This is a genomic window from Haloferax larsenii, from assembly GCF_024730625.1.
In the GTDB taxonomy this organism is placed as follows: Archaea; Halobacteriota; Halobacteria; order Halobacteriales; family Haloferacaceae; genus Haloferax; species Haloferax larsenii.
In genome coordinates this window covers 1,717,167-1,741,206 of record NZ_CP078063.1, presented here as the reverse complement: position 1 = coordinate 1,741,206, position 24,040 = coordinate 1,717,167, and the positions used below count along the sequence as shown (strand labels likewise).

Below are 24,040 nucleotides of genomic sequence, written 5' to 3'. Positions count from 1 at the left end.
AGTGCTCTCGGACCACTCCTACGGCGCTACAGCGACTTCCTACTCGGGTGTTGGCTCCTCGACGACGTCCACGCTGAGTCGGTAGCGCGTCCCGCATTCGAGACAGCGGGCGTCGTCCGACTCGATGAGTTCCGTCAGGAGCACCTCGCCGAACTCGCAGTTCGGACACTCGTAGACGAGTGAGTCACCCGCGATGCGGTGTGCGAACGCGTTCGTGTTCTCCTCGGTCAGTGGCTCAGATGTAGTGGACATCCCAAATCACCCAACATACTATATGCTACCACACCACATGAAAACTCTGTCGCCGACTTCTCGGGCGACGACGAGGCGACTCGGTATCGAACTCACCCACGAAGGCGGAAATCCAGTACCCTTTCGTTACCCCTTTTCAACTCGCTGCCGTGGTCACGGGTATGTCACAACAGGCGCTCTCTGCGGACGACGTGCCGATAGCCAACGGGATGCCGATGCTCGGTCTCGGGACGTGGGAGAACACGGACCCCGACGCGTGTGCGAACGCGGTGCAGACGGCGCTGGAGATGGGCTACCGTCACATCGACACGGCCCAGATATACGGCAACGAGGAGGACGTTGGCGCGGGTATCGCCGCCGCCGACGTCGACCGCGAGGACATCTTCCTCGCGACCAAGGTCTGGATAAACGAACTCGGCCACGACGACGTCATCGAGAGCACGAAAGAGAGCCTCGACAAACTCGGCGTCGACTACGTCGACCTCCTGTACGTCCACTGGCCCGCCCGGGCGTACGACCCATCGGAGACGCTTTCTGCCTTCGACGAACTCGTCGAGCGAGGGCTCACGAAGCGCGTGGGCATCTCCAACTTCGAACCCGAACAGGTCCGCGAAGCCGTCGAGCGCTCGGACGCCGGTATCTTCGCGAACCAAATCGAACTACACCCCCTTCTCCAACAGGACGAACTGCGTGAGGTCTGCGCCGAGGAGGGCGTCGAAATCGTCGCGTACTCCCCGCTCGCACGCGGGACCGTCTTCGACGTCGACGTCCTCTCCGACATCGCCGACAAACACGGCGTGAGCGAGGCGCAAGTGTCGCTCGCGTGGCTCCGCGAGAAAGGCGTCACCGCCATCCCGAAAGCGACGAGCGAGTCGCACATCCGCGACAACTGGGAGTCGCTCGCGCTCGACCTCGACGACGAAGATATCGACGCGATAGACGCTATCGAGCAGGTCGACCGCCGCGTCGACCCCGACTTCGCGCCCTGGTAAGTCGGCGCGTTATCCCCGCCGTCTGGCTGCGTTCTTCCCGCCTCGAACGGGCTTCGAAAACCAACCCGCAGCCACAACCGATTTGTTACCTGCGTACCGACGGATTCGTATGGAGTTCACCCTTCCAACGACAGTTGCACTACTCGTCGGCCTCGTCGCGCTCGGAACCGCGGCGCTCGTCGGGATGGGCGTGATGGCGACGAGTACCGTGTTGATGATGGTGACGCCAGCGATGCTCGTGTTCGGTGCGCTCACGCTCGCTATCGGTGTCAAACACGGTGAGTTCCGGGCGAGCAACTGACGGCAGACTTCTCACCCTTCGTTTCTCCCGTTGACCACCTCTTCGAGCGTCTCGTCCGAGACGGTCGCAGAGATGCGGACGCCGACGAGGCTGATGACGATACCCGCGAAGATGAACATCGTCAGCCGTTGTATCGGCGTGAGTTCGAACCGCCCGAGTAAGACCAGGTGGGCGAGTTCCGCCTGCCGTTCGAGCAGGAAGCCAGCGAAGCCGCGGACGACGAGTCCGATGGCGATGACGCCGAACGGGAGGTTCATATAGGACGTCGAGATGGATTCGCTCCCGATGAGTTCGTCGAGGAGACGCCCGGCACTGGCCGTGAGCGCGGCGAGCGCCAGCCACGGGACGCTGTGATACACGAAGAGGAGTGACGGAACCAGCACTTCGTCGCCCGCAACGTCGAGCGTCCGAATCGAGAGCGCGCCGAGAAACAATCCGACGATGGCGAGTCCGGCCGCGACGGCGTAGGTGACCACGGACACCTGCCCGGAGTAGAGGGCGTCACGGGCTTGTTCCGGGGCGTTCGACAGCACCTCGTCGATGGCGAGTCCCTTGTAGAGGAAGACGGCACCGAGAAGTGCCGCCAGACCCGCCATCGCGACCGCCGGAGTGAACTGGACGAGCAACAGCGGGACGAGAAGCAATCCGACACCGACGGGGACGAGAACCGTCGACCGCAACTCCTCGTCTGCGAGGAACTGCTTGAGCAGGTAGTACGTCGATTCGATGTCGTGGGCCTGTCTGACGACCACTCTGTCCACGGCGTCGACGCGCAGGCGACTCTCGACGACGGGGACGAGTCGTTCGTCTTCCGCACTGTCGATGACGACGACGGCGGACTCCACGTCGTATCGCTCGACCAAGTCGTCGAGTTGCTGGGCGACCGCTCTGTCGGCACCCACAGTCGACTCACTCGACCCCGAGATGACCGCGACTTCCGCAGACTCGCGGTCGTCGCGGAGTTCGCGAGTCACACGCAGCGCTTCGAGGAGGCAGTTGACGCTCGAATCCTCCGGGTCGGCGAGGCCGACGTCCGTGACGAGCGACCGAACCGCTTCCCAGCCGACGACGGGCGTCGAGAGCCCCGTCTTCCGGCCGATATCGTTCGCCCGGTCGACACAGAGGACGAGCGTTGTCACGTGGAAGCCAAATGCGACCGGGGGCTAAAAACCCTCCCGGTTGTCAAAACCTGAAGGTGAATCCGTCGTCGGCGTCGAGCGTCGAGGCGACGCCGGCACCGAACGAGTACGCGACGCCTTCGGCTCCGCCGCGAAGTCGCGCCATGAATCCAGCCTCCGGCGTGAACTCCTCGACGGTCACGTCGTCGCGGTCGAGCAGGTCGGCAAGTCTGTCTTCGACGTCGTCTCGGGTTCCGAGGTCGTCCACGAGTCCGATTTCGTGTGCCTCGTCGCCGAGGTAGACGCGTGCCTCGGTCTCTCGAATCGTCTCGGGGTCCATCCCGCGGCCTTCGGCGACGGTCTCGACGAAATCGTCGTAGTAGTCGTCGATGAGCCCTTGGAGGTACTCGCGTTCGTCCTCGCTCGGTTCCTTCAGCACGTTGCCCGCGTCTTTGTACTTCCCGGCGGCGAAACGCTCGTAGGAGATACCGAGTCGGTCCGCGAGTTCCGACGCGTTGACCGACGAGCCGATAACGCCGATAGAGCCGACGATGCTCGCGTCGTGGCTCCAGAGTTCGTCACACCCACTTGCAATCCAGTAGCCACCCGAGGCGCACACGTCGGTCGCGTAGGCCACTGTCGGCCCGTCGAAGGACTCGGCCGCGCGTCGGATGTCGTCGCTCGGGAGTACCTCACCGCCCGGCGTGTTGAGCTTGAGAAGCAGCGCCTCGACGTTGCTGTCGTCGGCAGCGGTTTCTATCTGTTCGACGATATCGTCGGCTGGCGTCCCGATAGCACCACCGGGAATCGGTCCGCGTCCACCGTCACGGGTAATCGGTCCCTCGACCGCGACTTCCGCGACGTCGTAGGAGGGAAACGCCGACGCGGCGATTCGCCCCCCGAGTTGAATCGCCACGACGACTGTCGCGATGACCAAGAGAACGCCAAAGAGGTCCGCGAGACTCCCCGGAAGTTCGAAAAAGACGATCCATCCGACGACCGCCGCGACGACTGCCGCGACGAGGATAATCGCAAATTGCAGTACGCGAGTGAGTGTGTCAGTCACGGTAAATCACGTAGCCGACGCTCGGGGCGCGGTCGTCTTAAAAACAGGGTCGTCGCAGACGCGACGAAGAGAGAGAAATAACCTGACCGGGTTTAGAGAAGCCCCGCCTTCTGGAGCTTCATCAGGTCCTCGGTTTCGAGCGTCTCGCCTTCCTTGAACTTCTGGTAGATCTCCTCGGCCTCTTCCTTGGCGGCTTCGCGTTCCTCGGCACGGGAGTCCTTGCGCTGACGCTCTTCCTTCTTGTCCAGTTCGCGGAGGCGCTTCTGGACGCGGACGAAGTCTTCGTGGTGACGGTCGGCGGCTTCCTGGGCTTCGACGAAGAGCTCGTGCATCTCGTCGGCCTTGTCACGGATGTCGTCGGCCTCGCGGTAGGCCTCGATCATCTGGTTGTGGTGCTCCTGTGCGTCGTCTGCCAGCTCGGTCACCTTCTGGTGGTGCTGGGACGCTTCGGAGCGGACCTCTTCGGCCTCTTCGATGAGTTCTTCGAGGTCACCGCTCTCTTCGACCTTGTCCTTTTTTTGGCGAAGCTCGTCGCGCTTGTTCTCGATCTTCTCGATGAGTTCGCGCTCGTCTTCTGTCGAGAGAACTTCGGTCTGCTGACGGAACTCGAGTTGCTCGATCTCCTCTTTGAGCTCGTCGATGTCCTTGCCGTCGTCGAGTTCGAGGTCGCTCTTCATCTCGTCGACCTCGTCGAACAGCTCGTTGGCCTTCGCGTTGAGCTCGTTGCGCTGCTGCTTGTGCTCCTGCACCGCAGCGTTCATCTCGTCACGCTGCTCGCGGTGCTTCTGCGCCTCGTCGACCTTCTCGCGAGTCATCGCGTTGAGGTCGTCGCGCTTGGAGGCGCGCTCAGAAGCCATCTGGTTCAGCTCGTTACGTCGGTCGCGGAGTTGACCGGCAAGTTTGATGAGCTCTCCCTTCGAGCCGCTCTCGAGTTTTTCTTCTGGGAGATCGATGTTGTTGTTTTCTGCGAGTTCCTGTACGTCGAATTCTTCTAGCACTTCCTGCTTCGTTACCATTGGTTAATCAAGCCTCGATACCATCACCACTCCGTGCGTGGCGGCTGCTCTTTGGAGTGCGACCGACCGTGGATAAGAATTCCCGATCATTCTGCGTGCTATGCCGCCGGAACGCCGGAGGCGCTCAGGTATATGTCCATACAGGCGTCGAAGTAATAAGTACTTCGGTGCTGAAACGGGTGAAAACAGTTACCACACCGCTTCTTCTCCGGGAATTCACCATGTGAGTTGTTCACACATCAATATAAAAAGGGAGCAAATCGAGGGGGCTAAACCGCGTCGTTACAGACGGGCACCCATGAGAGAGACGATTCGCGCACTCGGCCACGAACACGTCAGCGCCGAACACGCGAGTACGTTCGAGGTCACGTCGGACGACTGGCTCACCCCCGCTGGTGATTGCATCCTCGCCGTCGAGGCGGACCGGACGCCGGCGGACTTCGACGACGCGTTCGTCGAGGCGTGCCAGTCCCACGACGCGACTATTCAGGTGAGCATGGAGGTAGACTCGGGCGCACGCACGTACGAACAGGTCGTCACTGGCCGCGGCCACCCCGACCTGACGTTCGAGGGCGACCGGAGCATCGTCTTCCGAACGAGCGACTACGTCGACGACCGAACCGGAATGGTCGGCGCGGAACACGCCGCCGCGGGCTTCGACCGCGAACTCGTCGATGCGCTCGCGGATGGAGCAGAGCTAACGCTGACGATACAGGTCGAGTAGCACCCGCTGGGCGGCGTCGGCGGTCAGCGATAGCCAAGGTCGACCAAGCGCTCTTGGACGATGTCGTGTTCGACAGGGTCCTGTTCGACGTGCGACCGCGTTCCCGCGACGATGTCGCGTCGGCGCTCGTAGGGCAGTTCGACCCACGGAACTTCGACGAGTGCGGGAATGTAGTTGCTCGGCGGGTGGCCGTAGGTCTTTATCGGGACCGGGAATCCGCGTTCACCCATCGCTTGTCCGTGGTCAGAGCTGATGACGACCTTCCCGTCTATCGACCCGGCTAAGCGCTCGACTTCCGGGAGCGTCACTTCCAGCGTCTCTCTGTACGCCTGCCGTACGATTTCGTCGCTCGCTCCCTCCCGTGTCTCCCAGTCGAACGCGAGACTGTCGCCGCGGAAGTGCTTCTGGGCGGTGGGACCGAGAAACGGCGCGTGCGGTTGGATATAGTGGACGATAATGCGCTTGTCGGGGTACGTCTCGTGGGCCTCGATGGCGGCGTCGGTGACGCACTCGGGCCGAACAGTTCGGACCTCGTCGTCCCAGTTGTCCTTCCAGACGTCTATCTGGGCGTAGAACGTCACGTCGACTTCGCCGCGGTCGTACACCCCGTTGTTCAACCGATACAGTTGCGGGTTCGCCGTGACGTAGACCGTATCGAGGAGGTCTTTGTCCTCGAACGTGCCGCGGAGGAACTCGATAGTCTGTGAGCCGCGCGACGTGCGCGTTCCGACCTCAGCGTCGAACGGGTTGCACTCGCGGAGCACGTCGGCGCGACAGGCGTCGAGCAGGACGAGCGTGTCCCACTCTTCGGTGATGAAGTCGACCCCGTCGTCGTTGTACGACTTCGACCCGAACCGTGAGTTGTAGAGCCGGTTAACCTCCTCGGCGATTAACCGTGGCCTCCGCAACCCACGTGCGACCTGCGCAGCAGAATACATAGGAATGGTAACGTTTGGCAGGTATTTGTTTGTTGTTCTACTATATCTCTGCAGAGAATAACCACCATTCTGATACGTTTCGCACGCTGGCGATAGCTGCCGACAGGTCGTTTATCCCCACGGAATCGTAACTGACAGCTATGCCAGACGAACCCGACGAGAACATCAGCGGCGGTCCCGGCGGTGGCGGCCAGGAAGTCGCGGTCGACCTGTCGGAGTCGGCGACCACGCGCGCTGCTGTCGTCGTCGACCGCCTCGGCGACTTGTACTGGCAGAAAGCCTACGGCGGACAGGGCGGGTTCGAGTGTCTCGTCCGCACGATTCTCAGCCAGAACACGAGCGACAAGGCCAGTCAGCCCGCACACGACAGGCTGATGGAGCGCTTTGGCGGCGGAGACTTAGCCGAGGCGCTCGCGGCGGCCGACCGCGAGGCGCTCGTCGAGGCGATTCGCTCCGCGGGGTTGTACAACCAGAAATCGAAACTCATCATCGGCGTCGCCGAAGCGGTGCTTTCGGACTTCGGAAGCGAGGCCGACTTCGACCAGTGGGTCCGCGAGGGCGACCCCGAAACCGTCCGCGAGCGACTCTTGGAGATGAAGGGCGTCGGCCCGAAGACGGCCGACTGTGTGTTATTGTTCGCGGGCGGGCGCGACGGCGTCTTCCCCGTCGATACCCACGTCCACCGTATCTCGCGTCGCATCGGTCTCGCCCCCGCAGATGCGGACCACGAGGGCGTCCGGGAGCGACTCGAACGCGACGTCCCCGGCGAGGCGTGCGGCTTCGGACACACTGCGATGATTCAGTTCGGCCGCGAGTACTGTACGGCGCGCAAGCCCGCGTGTCTGGATGGCCCGGAAGCCTGCCCGATGGACGACGTGTGCGACAGTGTTGGCGTGTCTCCGGAGACGAGGGACGTGTGCGACCCCGCTGACGTTCGGGAGTGAGAGAGCGAAGTAACGGGCTAATTCCTCAGTCACTCGCCGATTTCGGTTCGCATAATGTCGTATTCGGCGGTCAGTTGGTCTCTGGTTTCCCGCAGCTTTTCGAGAAGCGTCTCGGTCTGGTCTCGAAGGTTCTCGTGGTCACGGAGTAACTGCTGGTATATGTCCCGCTCCGCTCTGACTGCCAGCAGTTCGTCTCGATACTCGGAGAGCAACGTGTGCTGGTACGGGTAAGACTGCTCGGCTGGGTCTGTGAGTTCAATCAGGTCCCGCGCTAGCTGTGTGGAGTGCTCGACGTCGAAATCAGCGAACACACCCGCAGTCCACCAGTCGGCCAGCTCAGATTGTTGTGTCTCCGTCCACTCGATTGCATCTTTCACGGTGTCATCGAACTCTTCTACGTCGTCGGGAACGTCCCTGTTCGCGACCGTGATGTTGGTTTCGAGTGTCCACGAGAGTGCCTCTATCGCGTCTTGCCGCGTTTCGTGGTATTTCTCTCTCAGCTCGTTACACGTGGCTACGTCTTCGGCGAAGTCAGGGTAGACGGTTCGGATGTCGAAGACGTGTTTCTGATTCGGGTCAGGAACACTGGCCACCGGAAGGAACGCGCTCGGTTTGTCGTTCGACTTGGGAGTGTCGAGTGTCTGTACATTCGCTGCTGCTCGGTCGAGAGTCGGACGAATTGTCTCTTCGAGTATCTCGTGAATGACGGGGCGCTTTCGGTCTTTTCTCCCCTCCACGACGAGTGACTGCGTGTAGATGACGTACAAAAACGTGATGACGACCAGAATGGCGGTATTGAACGCACCCGCTGTCGCACCGGATACGTAGTTGAAGTAACTAAGTGCGGGAAGCGACAGTGCGACCGCACCAACGGCTGCGATTGCCACCCACTTCTTGTTCCCACTCCGTGAGTATTCCAGATTCATGCGTGCGTTCTCCTGTCTGCGACGGACACCCGAACGTCCTATTTCACACCTCTCGGCGGCCTGCTGTCGTGAGACGAGTCAAGTCCCAGCGACTCTTTGTTAAATATTCAACAGCAAACAGGTTAAATTCTTGCCACGACTCGGAAGCACGCGTTTTTACACAGATATGTGAGTTGCCGGCGCAGACAGCGCTTCGCCTCTCTCTGACTAACACTCCGTCGTGTTCACGCCCTTCACCGGCGACCCGTCGTCTTCGTAACTCGAATCGATGCCCGACCCCGAGAACATCGGGAAGTCGAGCGAGAAGTCGTAGACGACGCTAAAGCGGGAAAACGGATTCGAGAGGAAGTCCGTCAGTGGACCGACGCCATCGAAGACGACACCGGCACGAAGTTGGATAATCTCCTGGTCGCCGATACCCCCAGCCGCTTCGAGGCCGAAGCCACCGGGACCACCGAGATTCTCGACGATGGAGAGAAAGACCACGAGGTCGATAGTGCTGCCCTCGTCACCGATGTCGAATTGGTGTCCCTCGCCGGGGAAACACGGAGATGTCGCGTTCGCGGCCGCGGCGGGGGCGGACGCCACGGTGAGTACCAGCACCGCCACCACCAGGAAGCGAAACGCAGTGTGCATACACACCACTACCGCGAGCGCTTACTTAACATTCCGCGACAATTATCAGCAGTGATACGCGGCTACGGCTGGTCGGAGAGCTGGTCGAGCAGTTCGTCGAGAACCGCGTCTGCGCTGGCGAGGTTGGTCGCCAATGGCGTGCCGTGAACGTCGCAGATGCGCAGAAGCGCCGTAATATCGGGTTCGTGCGGTTGGGCCGTCAGCGGGTCCCGAAGGAAGATAACGCCGTCGCAGGTCTCGCTGGCAATCTCAGAACCGATTTGCATGTCGCCGCCGAGCGGTCCCGACTGTTTGCGCTCGATGTCGAGTCCGGTGGCGTCGATGAGTCGTTGCCCGGTCGTTCCGGTTGCCATCAGTTCGAACTGTTCGAGGTCGCCCTTCCGATTTTGGGCGAACTCGATGAGGTCCGGTTTCTTTTCGTCGTGCGCGATGAGTGCGAGACGCATAGGTTTACTCGTGAGAGTGTACTCATGAATCTTACTCGAACAGTCGCCGCTGGCGAGAGACGGCCAACAGAGATACCGGAGGGCGAGAAACGTGCTCTCTGAGGCGACGCGCCGTTACTTGAACCGGAACGTTTCGAGGTTCTTCGGCGCGAACGTTCGCATGTTGTAGTCGTGGTAGAGCGCCGACGAGAGGTCCTGCACGGAGCGCTCGTCGCCGTGAACACACAGCACCTTCTCGGGACGTGGGTTCATCGTCTTGACGAAGTTTTCGAGGCCCTGGCGGTCGGCGTGACCGGAGAACCCGTCGACCGTCTCGACGTCCATCTTGAGCTTGAGAGTGTCAGAGCGTCCGCGGCCGTCACCGTCGTTGACGGGAATCTCGTCCCAGCCGTTCTGGATACGGCGGCCGAGAGTCCCCTGTGCCTGGTAGCCGACGAAGACGAGACGCGAGTCCGGGTCGGGACCGACGTGGCGAAGCCACGACATGATGGGGCCGCCAGTGACCATCCCGGAGGTCGAAAGGATGATGGCTTGGTCGCCGTCGGCGACGTCCTGCCGCTCTTCTTCGCCGCCGTCGATGTGGTTGAACTCCTCGGCGAGGAACGGGTTTTCGTCCTCGTGGAAGATACGGTCGCGGAGGTCGTCACGAAGGTACTCGGGGTAGGTCGTGTGGATGGCCGTCGCCTCCCAAATCATCCCGTCGAGGTGGACGGGCATGCTCGGAATCTTCCCGGAACGCATCGCCTCTTCGAGGACGAGCATAATCTCCTGTGACCGACCGACTGCGAACGCCGGGATGACGACCTTCCCGCCGCGTTCGTACGTCTCGTTGATGACGTCGATGAGCTTCTGCTCGGAGTCTTGCTGGTCGGTCTGGTAGTCGTTGCGACCACCGTAGGTCGATTCGAGGACGAGCGTCTCGACGCGCGGGAAGTCGTTGACGGCACCGTTGAACAGGCGGGTGTCCTCGTAGTGGATGTCGCCGGAGAACGCGACGTTGTAGAGACCGTCGCCGATGTGGAAGTGGGTGACCGCCGAGCCGAGGATGTGGCCCGCGTTGTGGAACGTGAGCTTCACGTCGGGCGCGATGTCGGTCACGTCGCCGTATTCCAGCGGGATGGTGTGCTTGATGGCCTCGCGGACCATCTCGGACTCGTACGGCGGGGTGCGGCCTTCCTTGGACGCGACGTCGAGGTAGTCGAGCGTCAGGAGACCCATCAGGTCGCGAGTCGGTTCGGTCGTGTAGATGGGGCCGTCGTAGCCGTACTTGAACAGAAGCGGAATGAGCGCGGAGTGGTCGAGGTGAGCGTGCGTAAGCACGACGGCGTCGAGCGAGTTCGCGCCCGACCCGAGCGCCTCGGGGACTTGGAGATACGGCACGTCCTCGGACCCGGGCTTGTCACCGCAGTCGACGAGGATTCGCGTCTCGGGCGTCGAGACGATAAAGGAAGCGCGACCGACCTCACGGCAGCAGCCGAGCGTCGTGATGCGCACCCATTCGTCGTCCGACAGTTGCTCGCGGTGAATCTGTCGGCCAGTGCGTTCGAGAATACGGCGGCGGTCTTCGCGTTCTTGTTTCAGGAAGTTGCGGACGTTCGAGACGGTCGAAGATTCGATAGGAGGAGTGCGGACGACTTCGGGTGTCCAGCCGACTTGCTGTGTAATCTCTCGGAGGGTCGAGCCGTGTCGGCCGATGACCATCCCGGGCTTTTCGGCTTCGATGACGACTTCGCCCGTGTCAGCGTGGAAGTCGAGGTCGGTGACGCCCGCTTCCTCGGGAATGACGTTGAGAATCTTGGGTTCGGCCTCGCGCGGGTCCGACAACACGTCGGGGTCCGGGCGAACCGTGATGCGCTTTCGGAGCTTGCTCGCCAGTTTTCGGATGAGATCACCGTTCTTGGCGAATCGCTTGGGGTCACGCGTGTAGACGACGAGTTCAGGACCCTCGTACTTCACGTCGGAAACCGAAATGTCGCGTGGGAGTTCGTTCGTAATCTCTGCTTTCAGATTTTCGAGTTGTTTATCTACTGAGCTCATAGTTACGAGCAATCCGCCCGGTCCAGCGCCGGCGGACTTCGGGAACCGCTGCCTCAGGAGCGCGGCCGCGAGACTCTCCACACGTGGTGGTGCCAGTCTCGGGCAACTGCGGAGAGAGCATAGTGAACTGAATACGGTGGTATCTCGACTGCGGGAAGAGGCAGGGAAAACCCGCTTATGCGACCCTACCACATCGTCAGTATAAAACCCTTCGCAAAATCGAAGCACATCGGCCCCAATCAGCGGGTATGGAACTCACTCCAGCGGCCGTCGCCGACGAACATCAGTGGGTGCGCGACCGGTCAGACGACATCGTTCCGCTCATCAACGAGACGCGCGACAAACTCGGCGACCTGTTCGACACTGACGTGGGTGTCGTCGACGAAGCCGCCTATCTCGCGGCCGTCGACGACGTGTTCGTCCGCGGTGACGTAGCCGTCAACGTCGCCGCCTACGTGCGCATCCTTCGGACTCTCGATGTAGAAGACGACTATCCCGGATTCGTCGTCGACGAGGTTATCGGCCGACGACTGGCGGCGACCATCGCCGGTGGCGACCCGCTCGGGTTGCTCGCAGAGGCGACCTTTCACTTCGCAGACGTCGCCGTCCACACGGACGGAGTCGCCGGGGAAGACGACTTAGACGCCGCACTGGCGGCCGGTTTTCAGACGCGACTCCCCGGATGGTCGTGGCAGGAAGGCGACAGTCCGTTCGAGAGTCGGCTGTGAGAAGAGGTATTCGAGCTTCGGACGTCGGGAGAGAAGACCGAGACCGAACTCCCGAGCCGATTACGACTCGACGGTGACTGGTTCGACGGGGTGCGTCCGGTCGAACTCGTCGTCGAGGTCGCACACGCGGTCTCGGAGCGCGCCGACGCACTCTTCGCACGCAGTGACGCGCGCGAGGACGCCATCTTCGTACTCCGCGAGGACGGCTCGCGGCGCGCGTCTCGTCAGTCGTTCCGGTCCCATCCGACCGACGCCCTTGACGACTGGCTCGCCCAGCCCCGGGAGCTGTTCACCGTGGAGGGCGGCCCACCGCGCAAACGACGTCAGTCGCTCTCTGACCGTCTTCTCGCGAGGCGACAACTGGCCCGACAGGTCCACTTGTCGGTCCCAGTCCTCGACGGAGAAACCATCTATCACGCCGCGTCGTTCGGCCTCCTCCAGTCGGTCGATGACCGCCTCGAACTCCCCCCGCTTGCCACACGGAACCCAGAGTTCGACCCGGACCGACCCACCGCCTCCACGGGGGCGCTCACTACTCCATGTCGTGTCTGTTGCTAACATGCCACCACCAGTTCGGAGGTACGATAGCTCACGATATGTAACTATGCGTCCGTCGCAACGAGCGACAGTCGGAGCGGATTGGAGTTCGTCCAGACATATCTTAACTCGCGTCCGAGTGAGGTAACGAGTCGCCGCCCCCTTCGGGGCGTTTAAGGGCGCGCTGCGGCTATCGGAGGACAATGAGCGACGAGCAGGAACTTGGGATAACCAAGTCGAAGGAGTACAACACCGGAGAGTGGTACGCGGAGGTCGTCCGTAAATCGGGACTCGCGAACTACGGCCCAGAGGGCATGAGCGGTTTCATCGTCACTCGCCCGCGCGGGTACGCGCTCTGGGAGGCCGTCCAGAACTTCCTCGACAGCGAGTTCAAGCAGACCGGCGTCCAGAACGCGTACTTCCCGCTTCTCATCCCGGAGAGCTACCTCGAACGCGAGAAGGACATCGTCGAAGGCTTCGACCCCGAAGTCGCGTGGGTCACCCACGGCGGCCACGAGGAACTCGAAGAGCGCCTCGCAGTCCGACCGACGTCCGAGTCCATCATCGCGCCGTACATGGCGCAGTGGGTCCGCAGCCACCGTGACCTCCCGCTTCGCGTGAACCAGTGGGCTTCGGTCATTCGCTGGGAAGCGACCGAGACCAAGCCGTTCTTCCGGACGAAGGAGTTCCTCTGGCAGGAAGGCCACACGGCCCACGAGACACGCGACGACGCGTGGGACGAGACGATGACGCGCCTCTCGCAGTACCAATCCCTCTACGAAGACGCACTTGCGATTCCGGTGCTCCGCGGCGCGAAGCCCGAACACGACAAGTTCCCCGGTGCGGACACGACCACGACCGTCGAGGCGCTCATGCCCGACGGCAAATCCGTGCAGGCGGGGACCTCGCACTACCTCGGCACCTCGTTCGCCGAAGCGTTCGACATCACCTACACCGACGAGGCCGAGGACGAACAGCCCGCCCACACGACCTCGTGGGGCCTCTCGTGGCGTTCACTCGGCGCGCTCATCATGACCCACTCCGACGACCAGGGTCTCGTCCTCCCGCCGACTATCGCGCCCGAACAGGTCGTCATCGTCCCTATCTGGCAGGCAGACACCCAAGAGAAGGTCCTCGACTACGCCGAGGGCATCGCAGACGAACTCGAAGACGCCGGCGTCCGCGTCGAACTCGACGACCGCGACGAGCGCAATCCCGGCTTCAAGTTCAACGAGTGGGAACTCAAGGGCGTCCCCGTCCGCTTCGAAATCGGCCCGAACGAGGTCGACGACGGAGTCGTCACCGTGGTTCACCGCCCTGACGGCGAGACGGTCGAACTCGACCGCGAGAACATCGCAGAGGGCGTCCAAGAGCAGTTCGACGAAGTCTACGCCAAGCTCTACGCCGCCGCCGAGGAGAACCTCGAATCGAACGTCCGCGAAGCCAGTTCGCGCAACGAGATTCTCGGCACCATCGGCCAACACGGCGGGTACGTGAAGGCCCCGTGGTGTGGCGACGAGTCCTGTGAAGAGGAGATTAAAGACCAAATCGCCGCGGAAATCGTGATGGTTCCCCTGAACGACGAAGACGCGGAGATTCACGACGGCGAAGACTGCGCCGTCTGTGGCGAGGCCGCAGACGAAACTGCATATTTCGCTAAATCCTACTAAACAACCTGTAGAAGAGTTCTACACGGTCTTTTATATATTTCGTCGGCTGTCGAATTATGATTAGTGTACATTCCAACACTCATTACATCCTTATATGGTATTGAAACACCCTTATGGTTTCAGGAAAAGGGGCTTATGTTGGTAGTGAATTTTTGGATGCATGACCAAGCCACACATAGACGCACCCTCTGCTCGAAGCGGGTTGGCCGACCCGACCGACGAGCGGTCGAACTGCGGCGTTGGGGCCGTCGTAGACCTCGAGAACGGCGCTTCGCACCGCGTCGTCTCGGACGGTATCGAACTACTGGAGAACCTCGAACACCGCGGCACCACCGGAGCCGAAGAAAACACCGGCGACGGCGCGGGCATCTTGCTTCAGCGCCCGGACGAGTTCTTCGAGGCAATCGTCGAAGACGACCTCCCCGAGACGTACGCTGTCGGCTCCGTGTTCATGCCGACCGACGACGAGGTCCGAGAGCGCGTCGCCGCCGTCTTCGAGGACGCCCTCGCCGAACACGGCCTGTCTGTCTTCCACTGGCGCGACGTCCCGACCGACAACTCTGGCCTCGGTGCGACCGCACTCGAGTCCGAACCGGACGTCTGGCAGGTCTTCGTCGAACCCGACGAAGACGCGTCGGCCGCGGGCGACTTCGACACCGACGACTTCGACCGCGCACTCTACGTCGGTCGCCGCGCCGCCGAGAAAGCCGTCGCAAACCTCACGCTCCCCGGTGCGGGGCGCTTCTACGTCTGCTCGCTCGACCGCAAGACCATCGTCTACAAGGGACTGCTCACCGCCGAACAACTCCCGAACTACTACCCTGACCTCTCCGACGAGCGCATGGTCTCGGAACTCGTGCTCGTCCACGCGCGCTTCTCGACCAACACGCTCGGCGCGTGGCATCTCGCCCACCCGTACCGCCAAGTCATCCACAACGGCGAGATAAACACCATCCGCGGCAACGTCAACTGGATGCGCGCCCGCGAGACCGACCTCGAACACGAGGACTTCGGCGCGGACCTCGACACGCTCCGGCCAATCACCAAGGCCGACCAATCCGACACCGCGAGCGTTGACAACGCGGTCGAACTCCTGCTCAAGGGCGGCCGCGACCTCCCGCACGTCCTTCGGATGCTCATCCCCGAAGCGTACCGCAACGACGACGCGATGAGCGACGAGCGCCGCGACTGGTACGACTTCCACGCCTCGCTGGTCGAACCGTGGGACGGCCCCGCGCTCGTGGCTGCCACCGACGGCGACCGCATCGCTGCCGTCCTCGACCGCAACGGTCTCCGCCCGTGTCGCTACGAAGTGACCACCGACGGCCGCCTCATCGTGGCCAGCGAGGTCGGCGCGCTCGACACCGACCCCGCGGAAATCGAGTCGCGTGGCCGTCTCCGTCCGGGCGAGATTTTCATGGCCGACCCCGAGGAAGGCCGCGTCATCCCCGACGCCGAAGTGTTCGACGAACTCACCGACGAGAAGTACGGCGAGTGGGTGCGCGAACAGCAACGCCACCTCGACGACATCGCCGCGGACGACGACCCGACCTCCCGCGGCGAAGTCGAGAGCCTGCGCGCGGCACAGGCGTCGTTCGGCTACACCCACGACCAACTGAACCACATGATAGAGCCGATGGCCCGCGACGGGAAGGACCCCGTCGGGTCGATGGGCGACGACACGCCGCTTTCGGTGCTGTCTGACCTCAACCGCCCGCTCTTTACCTACTTCAAGCAACTCTTCGCGCAGGTCTCGAACCCGCCTATCGACTACATCCGCGAGAAGTTGGTGACGAGCCTCGAAGCCCGCCTCGGCTACCAGCGCAACCTGCTCGACGAATCTCCCGAGCATGCACGCCAACTCGTCCTCGACTCCCCCGTCCTCACGGACGCGCAGACGGCGGCCATCAAAGACCTCGACGACGACATGCAGAGCGCCGTCGTAGACATCACCTACGAGAAGGGCACCGACCTCCGCGAGGCTATCGAGGCCGTCCGCGACGAGGCCAAGGCAGTTATCGAAGACGGCGCGGACATCGTCGTCCTCTCGGACCGCAACGTCGGCGCGGAGCGCGTGGCGATTCCGAGCCTCCTCGCGACGGGCGCGGTCCACCACAGCCTCGTCCGCAACGGCCTGCGCAACCACGCCGGGCTCGTCGTCGAATCCGGTGACCCCCGCGAGGTCCATCACCTCGCCACCCTCGTCGGCTACGGCGCGGGCGCGGTGAACCCCTACCTCGCCTACCAGACCATCGAGGACGTCGTCGCCGGGCCCGACGGCGCAGACCCGGCGGAAGCAATCGAGTCGTACGTTCACGCGCTCGAAGACGGCCTCCTCAAGACGATGGCCAAGATGGGCATCTCGACGGTCGAGAGCTACCGCGGTGCCCAAATCTTCGAGGCGGTCGGTCTCGACTCCGACTTCGTCGCCGAGTACTTCGAGGGCACCGAGATTCGCACCGAAGGCATCGGTCTCGACGAAATCGAGTCCGACCTGCTGACGCGCCACGCCGCCGCGTTCGGTGCCGACCCCGAACTCGACCGGCAAGGTGAGTTCGAGAACCGCTCCGGCGGCTTCCACCACGGCTGGAACCCCCAAACCGTCGGCACGCTCCAGCAGGCCGTCCGCGCTGGCGACTACGAGAAGTACCGGGAGTTCGCCGAACTCGTCAACGACCAATCGGAGCAACTTCAGACGCTCCGCGGCCTCCTCGAATTCGACCCCGACCGCGAACCCGTCGACATCGACGAGGTCGAATCCGTCGAGTCCATCGTCGAGCGCTTCTCGACGGCCGCGATGTCGCTCGGGAGCCTCTCGCCCGAGGCGCACGAGAACAACTCCATCGCGATGAACCGCATCGGCGGCAAGTCCAACTCCGGCGAGGGCGGCGAACCGCCGGAGCGCTTCGGCACCGAAAAGGAGTGCAACGTCAAGCAGGTCGCATCCGGCCGCTTCGGCGTCACCTCCGAGTACCTCTCGTCGGCCGACGAGATTCAAATCAAGATGGCCCAAGGCTCGAAGCCCGGCGAAGGCGGCCACCTCCCCGGCAAGAAGGTAAACGAGATGATTGCCCACGTCCGCTATGCGACGCCGGGCGTCGGTCTCATCTCGCCCCCGCCGCTGCACGACATCTACTCCATCGAAGACCTCAAACAGCTCATCTTCGACCTGAAGTCGGCCAACCCCGACGCCGACATCAACGTGAAACTCGTCTCCGAGGCGGGCATCGGCACTATCGCGGCCGGTGTCTCGAAGGCCAAAGCCGACGTGGTCCACATCTCCGGCCACGACGGCGGGACCGGCGCGTCGCCGAAGACCTCCATCAAGAACGCGGGCCTCCCGTGGGAACTCGGCCTCGCCGAAGCCAACCAGATGCTCCGTGCGACCGGCCTGCGCTCGCGCATCCGCGTCTCCGCCGACGGCGGGATGAAGACCGGCCGCGACGTTGCCGTCGCCGCGCTCCTCGGCGCTGAGGAGTACGTCTTCGGGACGGCGTCGCTCGTCACCTCGGGCTGTGTCATGGCCCGTCAGTGCCACGAGAACACGTGTCCGGTCGGTGTCGCCACGCAGGACGAGAACCTGCGCCGCCGCTTCCCCGGCCAACCCGACCACGTCATCAACTACATGACGTTCATCGCGCAGGAACTCCGCGAAATCATGGCCGAACTCGGCTTCCGCACGCTGGACGAGATGATTGGCCGCCCGTCGGTCCTCCGCCAGCGCGAGACCGACCACGAGAAGGCCAAGCACCTCGACCTCTCGGCCGTCCTCGCGGAACCCGACTCCGGCGCGCGTCGGAAGACCGAAGACCAGACGCACGCGGACGTAGACACCCACATCGACCACAAACTCATCGACGAGGCGAGCGCGGCCATCGACGACGGCGAACCTATCGTCATCCGCCGCGACCTCTCGAACGAGGACCGCGCCGTCGGCGCGATGCTCTCGAACCGCATCTCGAACGAACACGGCGGTGACGGCCTGCCGGACGACACCATCCGGTGTGAGTTCTCCGGCGTCGCTGGGCAGACGTTCGGTGGCTTCCTCGCGAGTGGCGTCACGATGCGCCTCACCGGAGCCTCGAACGACTACGTCGGGAAGGGCCTCTCGGGCGGCCGCGTGGTCGTCCAGACGCCTGCGGAGGCGAACTACGACGCCGCCGAGAACATCCTCATCGGCAACGTCGCGCTCTACGGTGCGACCCAGGGCGAAGCCTACGTCAACGGCGTCGCGGGCGAGCGCTTCGCCGTCCGCAACTCCGGCGTCAAGGCTGTCGTGGAAGGCGTCGGCGACCACGGTTGTGAGTACATGACCGGTGGCGTCGTCGCCGTCCTCGGCGAGACGGGGCGAAACTTCGCCGCAGGCATGTCCGGCGGTGTCGCGTACGTCTACGACCCCGACGACGAGTTCGCCGCGAAGGCGAACACCGGCATGGTGACGCTCGAAGACGGCCTCGACGAGTCCGACGAACAGATGCTCACCCGCCTCGTCGAGAACCACCTCGCGTACACCGACTCCGACCGCGCGGCGGAACTCCTCGACGACTGGGACGCCGCCCTCGGCGACTTCGTGAAAGTGATGCCCGACGCCTACGCCGCGGTCATCGAAGAAGACGCCCGGCAGGACGTGCGCTCCGAACTCCCCGAGAGCGCGGGTGCAGTCGTCGACGTGCCTGCAGAGAAAGTCGGTGCAGCAACGACGAGCGACGACTGAGCGACGACTGAGCGACACCGTCGACGGAGACCTGTTTTCGTCGATGCGAGACGGCTTTTTCGTCGTCGAGGCGGCTATACTCGGGTCACAGTGGATAGCCGCGTGTCTACAAAGAGGCACAGTAGGCAGAATCGTCAACTAGTCTATAAGTATGGGGAGACCATACAGCAGTGTATGAGCGACGCCGAAGCGTCCCAAAACCGCATCGACGAAACGACCACATGGCCAGACCTCGCAATCAGTCTCTACGACCGACTCACCGGACGTAACGCAGAGATTACCTACGCCTTCGAAGATATGGCTGTCGACGTTCCGAGTGGCACCGGCGAGGACGCCGAACACGCCCACTGGCGACTCGACGGAACGGTCCGGGTCACCACCCGTGAGCGAGAATAATCTGGTCGCGCCGCTGACGGTCGACACGGACGACCTCACCCTAACCGTCGCAGGCGTGTCGATGCCCGTCTCCTCGACCGGAGACCAGTTGTTCGTAGAAGTGCCGACCCTGTGGAGCGCGATACAGGTCGCTCGTGCTGTCAACTTCGACGTGGAGAGACTCACCCGCGTGCTGACGACGACAGACTTGACGACCGAACTCAGGGTCCGAGGGCGGACTGTCGCGGTCGTCGGTACCGGTGCCCGACCGGGGGTCGTCTCTCGCGAACTGGGTATTGCTCCGGCTGAGTTCCGGGTTGGCGGCGCGCTCACGGCACTCGGCAATGGCGTAAGTGCCGCCGTCGGGCGCGTCGTTTCGGTGCTGCGCTGAGACATTACAGCAGACTCGTCGGGCAGTGACCGAACGATATCGATACCCTCGACTCATTTTACTACAGACCACAGAAGTACTGGCGTGCCCCGCGAATACGACAAACTGGTCCGCGACGACATCCCCGAGGTAATCCGCGAATCCGGGGAAACGCCCATCACCCACGTCGCCGACGGAGACGAGTTCGACCGCCAACTCCGCGAAAAATTGGTCGAAGAGGCCGACGAGTTCGCCGAAGACGGTCGTATCGAAGAACTCGCCGACGTGTTCGCCGTCATCGACGCGATTCTCGACCGGCGCGGCGAGGACTGGGAGACAATCGAAACGCTGGCGGCCGAGAAAGCCACCGAGCGCGGCGGGTTCGAAGACGGCGTGGTGCTCGAACGCGTCGAGTGAACTCACTGTGAGCCACAGAGAGCGGCGGAATCCGCCGCCGGTTCTCTCACGTTTTTCACGCCGCACGCCTTCGACCCAGACATGGATACTGCACTCGTCATCGGCGGCACCCGATTTATCGGCCGCCACCTCGTCTCGGACCTCCTCGACAACGGCTACGACGTGACCCTGTTCAACCGCGGGAACCACGACAATCCCTTCGCCGACGACCCGCGCGTCCAGCACATGCAGGGTGACCGGGCCGACGACGAGGCCCTCCGGACGGCCAAACTGACGGTCGAACCCGACGCCGTCTTCGACTGCGTGGCGTACAAACCCAGCGAGGTCGCGTCGGCGGTGGACATCTTCGCCGACGTTGACGCCTACGTCTACATCTCCAGCGGGGCAGCCTACGGCCGCGAAGAGATTCCCAAGCGCGAGGGCGTTACTCCTCTCTGCGACTGCACCGACGAACAAGCACGCGACGACTCGCCGGAGAGTTACGGCCCCCGCAAGGCCGAGGGCGACCGCGTCGTCTTCGAGGCGGCATCTCGCGACATCAACGCGATGTCCGTCCGCCCCTGCATCGTCTACGGCCCGCACGACTACACTGAGCGCCTGGACTACTGGATCGACCGCGTGCTGAACCACGACCGCGTCGTCGTCCCCGGCGACGGCACGAACGTCTGGCACCGCGCCTACGTCGAAGACGTGGCGAGCGCGATGCGCGTCGTCGCCGAAGAAGGCGAGGCGGGCGAGGCGTACAACGTCGGCGACAGGCGTCTCGTGACGCTCGAAGAGATGGTCGAGGTCATCGCCGACGTGGCTGGGACGGACGTCGAAGTCGTCCACGCGGGCGAGCGCGAACTCGCCGCAGGTGGTCTCGACCCCACTGACTTCGTCCTCTATCGAGAGTACCCACACGTCCTCGCGACGAACAAGCTCGCCAGTCTCGGATGGGAGTCGACGCCGGTCGAAGACGCGATGCGTCGTTCCGTCGAGTCACACCGCGATAGCGACCGAGACGGGTCTGAACACGACCCCGGACGCGACGCCGAAGCGCGCGTGCTCTCGATTCTCGATACGCTCTGAAGACGAGGTTGCGACTACAAACAGCGGCGAGTTCTGAGACGCCCCGCCCTTAGAGCAGGCCGTCTTCGTGGTCCATCTGCGGGACCTCGTCTTCGAGCCACTCGCGGAACCACTTGACGCGCTTGAGGCGCTGGTGGGCGAGGCTCTGGCCGCGCTCGGTGACGATTCGGCGCGACGCGTCGTGGCCACGCTGGAAGACGCGTTCGACCATCTCCGCGGCGTCCATGTGGGTCCGCGCCTCGTAGCCCATCCGCAGGAGCATCAACGCAGTCCCGTTGGCACCGATTTTGTCGAGGATGTCCGCCTCGATGAGACACCGCATCTCCAGCGAGACGTCCATGAGCGACCCCTGATACGAGTGGTCGGCGATGATTTGACACACCTGGTCGACGAACGACGCCGGGTAGTCGCCGTGGGTTTCGAGATACTCGCGTGCGACGCGAGCACCTTCTTCGGCGTGGACTTCCTGTTCGGCTTCGAGTTTGGAAATGTCGTGGAAGAGCGCCGCAACTTTGACCACGTCGACGTCTGCACCCTCGTGTCTGGCGATGTCGGCCGCGAGGCCGACGACGTTCAAGATATGGTTGAACCGGTACTCCGCGGAGTGCCACGGGTACCACCGCATCCGACCGCCGTCGTCTTCGTTCTCGACGCTGGCGGCGAGATAATCCGAGACGAATCGCTTCATCTCGGCGAATTCCGTATCAGAGACGGACGACTCTTTTATCTCAACGCCCACGGTGACACCTCCGTGGGAGAGGGCACGTATGTATTCTCATTATACCGAATGAGGACCGTTTTACTCTTAGGCGTTACGACACCCTGAGTTCCCGAATCGCCGACATCGACCGAACTCGGCGCGTCTCACGGTTGCCCCCGTCACAGTGTAACACTCTCGAATCCGAGAAATACAGGCCAGTCGAAACGCCCACCGCCCAGCCACCTCAACTCTCAATACCGGGCCACCGCGACACTCACCACCCAGCCACCACAACCCTCTCTGCCCGGAGTCACACCTAACTCCGTTCGACACCTGCTTCGCCTGTGACCGACGCACGCTATCTCGACGACGCCGACCGCCTCACGTTCGATGCCACTGTCGAAGCGGTTCGAGGGACCGACCGCGTCGTCCTCGACCAGACGTACTTCTACCCGACTGGTGGCGGGCAACCCCACGACACGGGAACGCTCTCGACGGCCAAACAGGAGTGGACCGTCGCCGACGTCCAGAAACGCGACCGAATCGAACACGTCGTCGAGGTCGGAAACGGCGACCCACCCGAGCCGGGAACGACCGTAACAGGCGACATCGACGCCGAGCGCCGCCGAGCGCACATGCGCTATCACACGGCGCAGCACCTCCTCTCGGCAGTTCTGCTCGACGAGTACGACGCCGAAACGACCGGTAATCAACTGTACACCGACCACGCGCACCTCGACTGTGCATACGAGCGATTCAACGAGACTGACCTCAGCCACATCGAGTCGCGACTGAACGAGTTGGTCGATTCGGACCTCCCTGTCCGGTGGTACACCCTCGACCGCGACGAAGCCGAGGCGACGCTCGACCCCGAGCGAACCCGTCTACACCTCCTCCCCGACTCGATTCGCAAGGTCAGAATCGTCGAAATCGGCGACGAAGCCGACCCGTTCGACCGAACCGCCTGTGCTGGTACTCACGTCCCCTCCACGGGTGAGATTGGGACGGTCGTGGTGACTGGGCGCACGACACAGGGTTCTTCACACGAGCGCGTCGAATTCGTACTTCGATGAACGTCCGGCAAGTCATTCCGAAGGATACGATTCCGAGTGTGGACGACCCACAGTTCGTCCCGTCGTACGACGGCCCCGGTGACGACGAGGTCATCGCGCTCGATATCGAGGGCACTGCCCGTGCGTACCCGATTCGCTACCTCCACTACCACGAAATCGTCAACGACGTCGTCGCCGGTGTCCCCGTCGCCGTCACGTGGTGTCCACTCTGCGGGAGCGCCGTCGTGTACGACCGCCGTGTCGACGGCCAGACGCTCGAATTCGGCGTCTCGGGAAAGCTCGCGGACGACGACCTCGTCATGTACGACCGCGAAACCGACTCGGAGTGGAAGCAGTCGCTCGGCGAGTGTTTCGCGGGCGAGTTGCAGGGAGCGTCGCTGACTGTCCTGCCCGCCGCCGTGACGACGTGGGCCGCCTTCGAGGAATCGAACCCTGACGGGCGCGTCATGGCACCGCCGGGCGGAGAAAGTGAGGCCGCTGGCGAGGGCGACGACCCCGAGCCAATCGACTACGACCTCGAACCGTACGAGCGCTACTTCGAGATGGATGGCTTCGGTCTCGGTGCGCACCGCGGGACCGGCGGCCGCGAGTGGGACGCCGACGGACTCGACGGTATCGAACCCAAAGACGTCGTACTCGGACTCGAACGCGACCGCGAGGCTGTCGGCGTCACCGCTGCTGCTGTGGAATCGGTTGGCGGCGTCCTCTCACTGGACGTTGGCGACGACCGCGTCGTCGTCTTCGCCACCGACGCCGGCATCCACGCCTTCGCTACTCCGGGGTACTCCTTCGACCCGGTCGGCGATGGTCGGCGTTTCAGCGCCGACGGAACGCGGTGGGACGGCGCAACGGGTGTCGCCGAGGACGGCCGCTCACTCGACCGCGTCCCCGCGCGACGACTCTTCGCGTTTGCATGGTACGACGACCACGGCGCGGACGCGTTCTATCGGACGTGAATACGAACACGCGAGAGGTGAGCACAGTCGCGT

At 63.1% G+C, this 24,040-nt stretch carries 24 protein-coding genes; 13 read left to right on the top strand and 11 right to left on the bottom strand.

What is annotated here, in order from left to right; translation table 11 throughout:
* Positions 1–39: 39 nt before the first annotated feature.
* On the bottom strand, positions 40–252 hold the full coding sequence (locus KU306_RS09090; protein ID WP_007538885.1) for a hypothetical protein: 213 nt from the start codon (positions 250–252) through the stop codon (positions 40–42).
* A 209-nt stretch (positions 253–461) separates the two neighbouring features.
* Between KU306_RS09090 and KU306_RS09085 the strand changes: the two genes are divergently transcribed.
* Together KU306_RS09085 and KU306_RS09080 are read left to right on the top strand one after the other, a co-directional pair.
* Entirely contained in the window at positions 462–1,244 is a 783-nt protein-coding gene (locus tag KU306_RS09085; RefSeq protein ID WP_049918543.1) for an aldo/keto reductase, read from the top strand.
* Between the two features lie 109 nt (positions 1,245–1,353).
* The gene (locus KU306_RS09080) at positions 1,354–1,545 is read left to right on the top strand and encodes a DUF7333 family protein (protein ID WP_007538883.1); all 192 of its coding nucleotides are present in this window, start codon (positions 1,354–1,356) and stop codon (positions 1,543–1,545) included.
* Between the two features lie 11 nt (positions 1,546–1,556).
* Here KU306_RS09080 and KU306_RS09075 read toward each other — a convergent pair whose 3' ends face one another.
* From KU306_RS09075 to KU306_RS09065, 3 genes are all read right to left on the bottom strand, one after another.
* Complete coding sequence (locus tag KU306_RS09075; RefSeq protein ID WP_007538882.1) at positions 1,557–2,684, bottom strand: DUF373 family protein; 1,128 nt, start codon at positions 2,682–2,684, stop codon at positions 1,557–1,559.
* Positions 2,685–2,727: 43 nt separating this feature from the next.
* Positions 2,728–3,729, bottom strand: coding sequence for a signal peptide peptidase SppA (gene sppA, locus KU306_RS09070; RefSeq protein ID WP_007538881.1), 1,002 nt, complete (start codon positions 3,727–3,729; stop codon positions 2,728–2,730).
* A gap of 92 nt (positions 3,730–3,821) precedes the next feature.
* The gene (locus KU306_RS09065) at positions 3,822–4,745 is read right to left on the bottom strand and encodes a coiled-coil protein (RefSeq protein WP_007538880.1); all 924 of its coding nucleotides are present in this window, start codon (positions 4,743–4,745) and stop codon (positions 3,822–3,824) included.
* Between the two features lie 298 nt (positions 4,746–5,043).
* Here KU306_RS09065 and KU306_RS09060 point away from each other — a divergent pair, with 298 nt between their 5' ends.
* Complete coding sequence (locus KU306_RS09060) at positions 5,044–5,469, top strand: DUF371 domain-containing protein (RefSeq protein ID WP_258301761.1); 426 nt, start codon at positions 5,044–5,046, stop codon at positions 5,467–5,469.
* A 23-nt stretch (positions 5,470–5,492) separates the two neighbouring features.
* Here the strand turns inward: KU306_RS09060 and KU306_RS09055 are convergent, their stop codons facing one another.
* Complete coding sequence (locus tag KU306_RS09055) at positions 5,493–6,407, bottom strand: alkaline phosphatase family protein (RefSeq protein WP_258301760.1); 915 nt, start codon at positions 6,405–6,407, stop codon at positions 5,493–5,495.
* Positions 6,408–6,547: 140 nt separating this feature from the next.
* Here KU306_RS09055 and KU306_RS09050 point away from each other — a divergent pair, with 140 nt between their 5' ends.
* Positions 6,548–7,351 (top strand): endonuclease III domain-containing protein, encoded by an 804-nt coding sequence (locus KU306_RS09050; protein ID WP_007538875.1) that lies wholly within the window; start codon positions 6,548–6,550, stop codon positions 7,349–7,351.
* Between the two features lie 29 nt (positions 7,352–7,380).
* Here KU306_RS09050 and KU306_RS09045 read toward each other — a convergent pair whose 3' ends face one another.
* From KU306_RS09045 to KU306_RS09030, 4 genes are all read right to left on the bottom strand, one after another.
* Positions 7,381–8,277: a hypothetical protein gene (locus tag KU306_RS09045; RefSeq protein ID WP_258301759.1), complete on the bottom strand. Its 897-nt coding sequence runs from the start codon at positions 8,275–8,277 to the stop codon at positions 7,381–7,383.
* Between the two features lie 207 nt (positions 8,278–8,484).
* Positions 8,485–8,913: a DUF7332 family protein gene (locus KU306_RS09040; protein WP_007538873.1), complete on the bottom strand. Its 429-nt coding sequence runs from the start codon at positions 8,911–8,913 to the stop codon at positions 8,485–8,487.
* 62 nt (positions 8,914–8,975) lie between these two features.
* Positions 8,976–9,359 (bottom strand): methylglyoxal synthase, encoded by a 384-nt coding sequence (locus tag KU306_RS09035; protein WP_007538872.1) that lies wholly within the window; start codon positions 9,357–9,359, stop codon positions 8,976–8,978.
* A 114-nt stretch (positions 9,360–9,473) separates the two neighbouring features.
* Positions 9,474–11,396: a beta-CASP ribonuclease aCPSF1 gene (locus tag KU306_RS09030; protein ID WP_007538871.1), complete on the bottom strand. Its 1,923-nt coding sequence runs from the start codon at positions 11,394–11,396 to the stop codon at positions 9,474–9,476.
* Positions 11,397–11,644: 248 nt separating this feature from the next.
* Here KU306_RS09030 and KU306_RS09025 point away from each other — a divergent pair, with 248 nt between their 5' ends.
* Entirely contained in the window at positions 11,645–12,124 is a 480-nt protein-coding gene (locus tag KU306_RS09025; RefSeq protein WP_258301758.1) for a DUF7984 family protein, read from the top strand.
* Between the two features lie 60 nt (positions 12,125–12,184).
* Here KU306_RS09025 and KU306_RS09020 read toward each other — a convergent pair whose 3' ends face one another.
* Positions 12,185–12,685, bottom strand: a complete 501-nt coding sequence (locus tag KU306_RS09020; protein WP_258301757.1) for an HTH domain-containing protein — start codon at positions 12,683–12,685, stop codon at positions 12,185–12,187.
* A gap of 179 nt (positions 12,686–12,864) precedes the next feature.
* Between KU306_RS09020 and proS the strand changes: the two genes are divergently transcribed.
* From proS to KU306_RS08990, 6 genes are all read left to right on the top strand, one after another.
* A complete protein-coding gene (proS, locus tag KU306_RS09015; RefSeq protein ID WP_258301756.1) occupies positions 12,865–14,331 on the top strand; it encodes a proline--tRNA ligase in 1,467 nt (488 codons plus the stop codon).
* A 160-nt stretch (positions 14,332–14,491) separates the two neighbouring features.
* Positions 14,492–19,045: a glutamate synthase large subunit gene (gene gltB, locus KU306_RS09010; protein WP_258301755.1), complete on the top strand. Its 4,554-nt coding sequence runs from the start codon at positions 14,492–14,494 to the stop codon at positions 19,043–19,045.
* 174 nt (positions 19,046–19,219) lie between these two features.
* Complete coding sequence (locus KU306_RS09005; RefSeq protein WP_007538865.1) at positions 19,220–19,441, top strand: hypothetical protein; 222 nt, start codon at positions 19,220–19,222, stop codon at positions 19,439–19,441.
* Positions 19,428–19,811 (top strand): hypothetical protein, encoded by a 384-nt coding sequence (locus KU306_RS09000; RefSeq protein WP_007538863.1) that lies wholly within the window; start codon positions 19,428–19,430, stop codon positions 19,809–19,811. The genes KU306_RS09005 and KU306_RS09000 overlap by 14 nt, the downstream gene beginning before the upstream one ends.
* Positions 19,812–19,895: 84 nt before the next feature.
* Positions 19,896–20,207, top strand: coding sequence for a nucleoside triphosphate pyrophosphohydrolase (locus KU306_RS08995; protein ID WP_258301753.1), 312 nt, complete (start codon positions 19,896–19,898; stop codon positions 20,205–20,207).
* An 81-nt stretch (positions 20,208–20,288) separates the two neighbouring features.
* Entirely contained in the window at positions 20,289–21,278 is a 990-nt protein-coding gene (locus tag KU306_RS08990) for an NAD-dependent epimerase/dehydratase family protein (RefSeq protein ID WP_258301752.1), read from the top strand.
* Positions 21,279–21,327: 49 nt separating this feature from the next.
* Here KU306_RS08990 and KU306_RS08985 read toward each other — a convergent pair whose 3' ends face one another.
* Positions 21,328–22,017 (bottom strand): HD domain-containing protein, encoded by a 690-nt coding sequence (locus KU306_RS08985; RefSeq protein ID WP_007538856.1) that lies wholly within the window; start codon positions 22,015–22,017, stop codon positions 21,328–21,330.
* Between the two features lie 305 nt (positions 22,018–22,322).
* Here KU306_RS08985 and KU306_RS08980 point away from each other — a divergent pair, with 305 nt between their 5' ends.
* Positions 22,323–23,051, top strand: coding sequence for an alanyl-tRNA editing protein (locus KU306_RS08980; RefSeq protein WP_258301751.1), 729 nt, complete (start codon positions 22,323–22,325; stop codon positions 23,049–23,051).
* Entirely contained in the window at positions 23,048–24,007 is a 960-nt protein-coding gene (locus KU306_RS08975) for a DUF3179 domain-containing protein (protein WP_258301750.1), read from the top strand. The genes KU306_RS08980 and KU306_RS08975 overlap by 4 nt, the downstream gene beginning before the upstream one ends.
* The last annotated feature ends 33 nt before the right edge of the window (positions 24,008–24,040 follow it).